The sequence below is a fragment of the Pseudooceanicola lipolyticus genome, from assembly GCF_002786325.1.
GTDB lineage: Bacteria > Pseudomonadota > Alphaproteobacteria > Rhodobacterales > Rhodobacteraceae > Pseudooceanicola_C > Pseudooceanicola_C lipolyticus.
In genome coordinates, this window is sequence record NZ_PGTB01000232.1 from 1 (window position 1) to 4,546 (window position 4,546).

General features: G+C 65.9%; 6 protein-coding genes. 3 read left to right on the forward strand and 3 right to left on the reverse strand.

Annotated elements, in window-relative coordinates; all coding sequences use genetic code 11:
- Together CVM52_RS23825 and hisS are read right to left on the reverse strand one after the other, a co-directional pair.
- Window positions 1-487, reverse strand: a 487-nt coding sequence (locus tag CVM52_RS23825; RefSeq protein WP_205965016.1) for an ATP phosphoribosyltransferase regulatory subunit, incomplete at its 3' end; no start/stop codon positions are given.
- Window positions 487-2,076 carry a histidine--tRNA ligase gene (gene hisS / locus CVM52_RS23830; RefSeq protein WP_100164815.1) on the reverse strand — a complete coding sequence of 530 codons (1,590 nt, stop codon included), beginning with the start codon at window positions 2,074-2,076 and terminating at the stop codon, window positions 487-489. The genes hisS and CVM52_RS23825, both read right to left, overlap by 1 nt.
- A 190-nt stretch (window positions 2,077-2,266) precedes the next feature.
- Here hisS and CVM52_RS23835 point away from each other — a divergent pair, with 190 nt between their 5' ends.
- The 3 genes from CVM52_RS23835 (at window position 2,267) to CVM52_RS23845 (ending at window position 4,346) form a co-directional block, all read left to right on the forward strand.
- A complete protein-coding gene (locus CVM52_RS23835) occupies window positions 2,267-2,461 on the forward strand; it encodes a SlyX family protein (protein WP_100164816.1) in 195 nt (64 codons plus the stop codon).
- 75 nt (window positions 2,462-2,536) lie between these two features.
- Complete coding sequence (locus CVM52_RS23840; RefSeq protein WP_100164817.1) at window positions 2,537-3,385, forward strand: fumarylacetoacetate hydrolase family protein; 849 nt, start codon at window positions 2,537-2,539, stop codon at window positions 3,383-3,385.
- A 4-nt stretch (window positions 3,386-3,389) separates the two neighbouring features.
- A complete protein-coding gene (locus tag CVM52_RS23845; protein ID WP_100164818.1) occupies window positions 3,390-4,346 on the forward strand; it encodes a 2-hydroxyacid dehydrogenase in 957 nt (318 codons plus the stop codon).
- 16 nt (window positions 4,347-4,362) lie between these two features.
- Here the strand turns inward: CVM52_RS23845 and CVM52_RS23850 are convergent.
- A partial coding sequence (locus CVM52_RS23850) for a PfkB family carbohydrate kinase (protein WP_240621062.1) occupies window positions 4,363-4,546 on the reverse strand: 184 nt, incomplete at its 5' end.

The window sequence follows — 4,546 nt, forward strand, 5'->3', positions numbered from 1 at the left end:
CCGCCTTGCGCCGCTCGGTGGTGCGCAGCCCCCGCACCGCCGCCATCAGGATACCGATATCGCCGGTGGCCGCGCGCAGATGCAGCCCGGCCAGCGCCGCCGCGATCCGCGCAAACACCTCGGCATCGGCCGCCGCCGGATCGGCGCGGTCGAACACCTCGTATCCGACCTGCACATATTCATTGGCGCGGTCCGGGTCATGTTCCTGCCGGCGGAACACCTCGCCGGCATAGGTATAACGCGCCGGCTCGGCGCCGCCCGCCATATGCATCTGCACCACCGGCACGGTGAAATCCGGCCGCAGCATCTGCTCGCCGCGCAGCGCGTCCGAAGTGACATAGGCGCGCGCCCGGATATCCTCGCCATAGAGATCCAGCAACAGCTCGGCCGGCTGCAGGATCGGCGTTTCCACCACCGCCGCCCCGGCGGCGACAAATTCCGCGCGCAGCTCGGCCGCGCGGGCCAGCACCTCTCCCCGTGTCGGCATCAGCTCTGGCCCCGTTCCACGATCTCGCGCACCCGCGCCACCAGCTCGGCGCGCGGCACCTCGATCTGGCTGGGGTTTTCCTTCCATTCCTCCAGCGTCGCCTGTGCGGCGATCTCGGCGCCCAGGATCAGATCCTTGATCTGCACCACGCCGCGCGCCTTTTCGTCGGCGCCCTCGATCACCGCCGCCGGGCTGTGGCGCTTGTCGGCATATTTCAACTGGTTGCCGAAATTCTTCGGATTGCCCAGGTAGACCTCGGCCCGCAGCCCGGCCTGGCGCAGCTCGGCCACCATCGCCTGGTAATCGGCCATGCGGTCGCGGTCCATCACGGTGACCACCACCGGTCCGCGCGCCTCGGCCGAGATCCGCCCCTTGGCGTGCAGCGCCGCCAACAGCCGGTCGACGCCGATCGAGATGCCGGTGGCCGGCACCGCCTGCCCGGTGAAGCGCTTGACCAGGTCGTCATAGCGCCCGCCGCCGGCAACCGAACCGAACTGCCGGGTGCGGCCCTTCTCGTCGAGGATCTCGAAGGTCAGTTCGGCCTCGAAAACCGGCCCGGTGTAATAGCCGAGGCCGCGCACCACCGAGGGATCGATGACGATGCGGTCGGGGCCATAGCCCTGCGCCTCCAGCAGGTCGGCGATGGCCTGCAGTTCCTCGATCCCGTCATGCCCTTCTTCGGTTGCACCATTCTCCAATTGAAGTTGAGTGTCCGGGCCGCCCATTAACTCCCGCAGATTTTGCAACGTTTCAGTGTTATCCCGGCCGCGGCACTCCATGAAACGGACTACGCGCGAAGCATCTTTTCTGGACAAACCCAACCCATCAATGAATGCCCCGGATTGATCTATCCGCCCTGTGGTGAGTAGTTCGACCACACCTTCGGCACCAACTTTGTCGAACTTATCGATTGTACGAAGTATGTCGTCGGGATTTACCAGTTCGAAATCGCTAACCTTAGCGTTGAGCGCTTCTTCTATATTGCGTGCGGGCAAGTTTCGTGAGGTTTCATTGTCGACCATCAGCCCATCAAGTATTCCGTTCAGCACCTTGCGGTTGTTCACCCGGATCAGGTAATCGCCGCGCGCGATGCCCACCGCCTCCAGAGTATCGGCCAGCATCGCGCAGATCTCGGCATCCGCCGCCATGCTCGACGTGCCGACGGTATCTGCATCGCATTGATAAAACTGCCGGAACCGCCCCGGACCCGGCTTCTCGTTGCGCCAGACCGGCCCCATCGTATAGCGCCGGTAGGGGGTCGGCAGGTCGTTGCGATGCTGGGCATAGACCCGCGCCAGCGGCGCCGTCATGTCATAGCGCAGCGCCAGCCAGTCGCCCTTGCCCTCGTCCTCGGCCTCCTGCCAGGCAAACACGCCCTCGTTGGGCCGATCGACATCGGGCAGGAACTTGCCCAGCGCCTCCACCGTCTCCACCGCGCTGCTTTCCAGCGCGTCGAAGCCATAGCGATGATAGACCCCGGCAATCGTCCGCAGCATCTCGGCGCGCTGGGTGACTTCTGCGCCGAAATAATCCCGGAACCCTTTCGGCGTCTCCGCCTTGGGGCGCGGCTGTTTCTTGACCTTGGCCATCTGGGGTATGTCCCGCCTATCCCGTTTGCCGCGCGGTCTAGCCCAAGCCCCCGCAAGGGGCAAGCGGCCCGCCTCGTCTTGTCTTTGGCAAATTCTCCCGCCGAAGATGCGCGTTGGCGCCGCCGAATGCCGCCTAAAGGCATGGCCCGGAACGGGCGGCAATGATATCAGGGCGCCACGGAGGCCCGCCATGCAGCATCTCGAAGAACGTATCGCCCATCTGACCCGCACGGTTGACGACCTGAACGACATCGTCACCCGCCAGCAATCCGAAATCGACCGGCTGCTGCGCCAGGTCCGCCTGCTGATGGAACGCGAGGCCCAGCGCGAGGCTGAAGGCGCCGGCGGCGTGGTCCTGGGCGACGAACGTCCGCCGCATTACTAATGCGCTGGTGGGCGCTGGCCTTTCGGCCGGGCGGCGGGTAATCAGGTCGCAAATGCGAAGCTGAGGAGACGCGGCATGAAATTGGTACGATACGGCGCGCCCGGCGCGGAAAAACCTGGCCTGATCGACGAGGGTGGCACGCTGCGCGATCTCTCCGCCCATGTCTCCGACATCACCGGCGCGATGCTCTCCGATGCCGGACTTGACCGGCTGCGCGCGCTGGACGTGGCAATGCTGCCCGAGGTCACCGGCGATCCGCGCTTCGGCCCCTGCGTGGGCGGCATCGGCAAGATGATGTGCATCGGGCTGAACTATTCCGACCATGCCGCCGAAACCGGCTCGAAGATCCCTGAGCACCCGATCCTGTTCATGAAGGCCACCTCGGCGATTGTCGGCCCCGACGACACCGTGGTGATGCCGCGCGGCTCGCAGGCCACCGACTGGGAGATCGAGCTGGGCGTGGTGATCGGCACCACCGCCAAATATGTCTCCGAGGCCGAGGCGTTGGACTATGTCGCCGGCTATTGCATCGTCAACGACGTGTCCGAGCGCGATTTCCAGAACAAGCTGACCGGGCAATGGACCAAGGGCAAAAGCTGCGACACCTTCGGCCCGACCGGCCCCTGGCTGGTGACCCGTGACGAGGTGGCGGACCCGCAGGCGCTGGACATGGCGCTGGATGTCAACGGCGAGCGACGCCAGACCGGCAATACCGCGACAATGATCTTCTCGGTGGCGCAGATCATCGCGCATCTGTCGCAGCTCTTCACCCTGCATCCCGGCGACGTGATCGCCACCGGCACCCCGCCGGGCGTCGGGCTGGGGATGAAACCTGATCCTGTCTTCCTGAAGGAGGGTGACGTGATGGAACTGACCATTTCCGGGCTGGGCCGGCAGCGCCAGACCGTGGCGGCGGATCGCTGAACCGATGAAACCTGATCTACTGTATATTCCCGGCCTCGACACCCGCCTGCGCGACATGCTCGAGCCCGAATTCACCCTTTATGATCTGCCGGGCGAGAAGGACCAAGCCGCCTTCCTGGCCGAACATGGCGCCCGCTTTACCGCGGTCGCTACCAGTGGCACGGTCGGGCTGCCCGCTGCGGTGATGGCGGCCCTGCCCAATCTCAAGATCGTCTCCTGCTATGGTGTCGGCTATGATGGCATCGACGCCGAAACCGCCGCCGCGCGCGGGATCATCGTGACCCACACGCCCGGCGTGCTGAACGACGATGTCGCCAATACCGCGATCATGCTGTGGCTGGCGACCTCGCGCAGACTGCCGATGCTGGACCGCTATGTGCGCGACGGGCGCTGGGAGCGCGAAGGCAACGCCGCGCTGACGGTCAGCCCGCAGAACCGCACGGTGGGCATTGTCGGCCTTGGCCGGATCGGCCAGGCCATCGCCGACCGTTTGCCGCCTTTCGGTGCGCGCATCCTCTACCACACGCGCAGCCCCAAGGACGTGCCCTATACCTATTACGCCAATCTCACCGAGATGGCCCGCGAGGCCGATGTGCTGATTGTCATCACCCCGGGCGGCGCCGAAACACATCACCTGATCAATGCCGAGGTGATCGAGGCGCTGGGCCCCGAGGGCATCCTGGTGAATGTCGCGCGCGGCCCGGTGGTCGATGAAACCGCGCTGATCGCGGCGTTGCAGGATGGCCGGCTGGGCGGCGCCGGGCTCGACGTGTTCGAACATGAACCGGTTGTGCCGCAGGCGCTGTGCGAACTCGACAACGTGGTGTTGCAGCCCCATATCGCCAGCGCCACGGTCGAGACCCGCCGCGCGATGGCGCAACTGGTCGGCGACAACCTGATCCACTATTTCCGCGAGGGCACGGTGCTGACGCCGGTGCCGGAATGCCAGCACCTGACCTGAGCCTCGGGCCCGGGTCCTAGCCCCGCGCCAGCAGGTCCTCGATCTCGGCCAGTTGCGGCATTGCCGCAGCGGCACCGGCGCGGGTGACTGAAATCGCTGCCGTGGCGCAGCCAAAGCGCACCGCCTCCAGCGGTGCCGCGCCCTGCGCCAGAGCCGCCGCAAAGCCGCCGTTGAAGGCATCGCCGGCACCGGTGGTCTCG